Below are 574 nucleotides of genomic sequence, written 5' to 3' on the forward strand. Positions count from 1 at the left end.
TGTTACTTAGTCAAACTTTACAAATATAATAGTAGTATAAGTTAAGATTTTAGGAGATCTTATGAAAATACTAGTAGCAGGCGGATCAGGATTTGTAGGTAGGGAGTTATCAAAATATATAAGTCCTAAGTATAGATTGACATTACTCACTAGATCGCAAAAATCTAAAATTGGATACTATGATGATTTATTAACTTGGTCTGAACTTGATGAGGTTAAGATATCTGATTTTGATATTGTCATAAATTTATGTGGTTATAACATTGGTCAGAAGCGTTGGAGTAACTCTGTTAAGAATAAGATTATATCTAGTCGTATATAACCAACTACTAGGTTGGTTGAATTAATAGGTAATAAAAATATTTGGCTAATTAATGCTAGTGCTATTGGCTATTATAATTTTTCTGATATTCCTCAGGATGAAGAAAAGCATGATAGAAAGTTTGATAACTTAACTTTTGGTCAGCAAGTTGTTGATAGTTGGGAGAAATGTTTAGTGGATTCTCCGCTAGCTAGGTACACAATCATGCGTTTTGGGGTTGTTATCGGTAACGGTGGTGTTCTTGAAAAAGTG

The 574-nt window shown here is 31.9% G+C and carries 1 pseudogene; it reads left to right on the forward strand.

Features of this window, described 5'->3' with window-relative positions:
• Window positions 1-61 precede the first annotated feature (61 nt).
• Window positions 62-574 (forward strand): annotated as a pseudogene (locus DNK84_RS13860) (NAD-dependent epimerase/dehydratase family protein); the annotation flags it as partial.

It is taken from the genome of Facilibium subflavum, from assembly GCF_003574485.1.
Lineage (GTDB): Bacteria > Pseudomonadota > Gammaproteobacteria > Francisellales > Francisellaceae > Facilibium > Facilibium subflavum.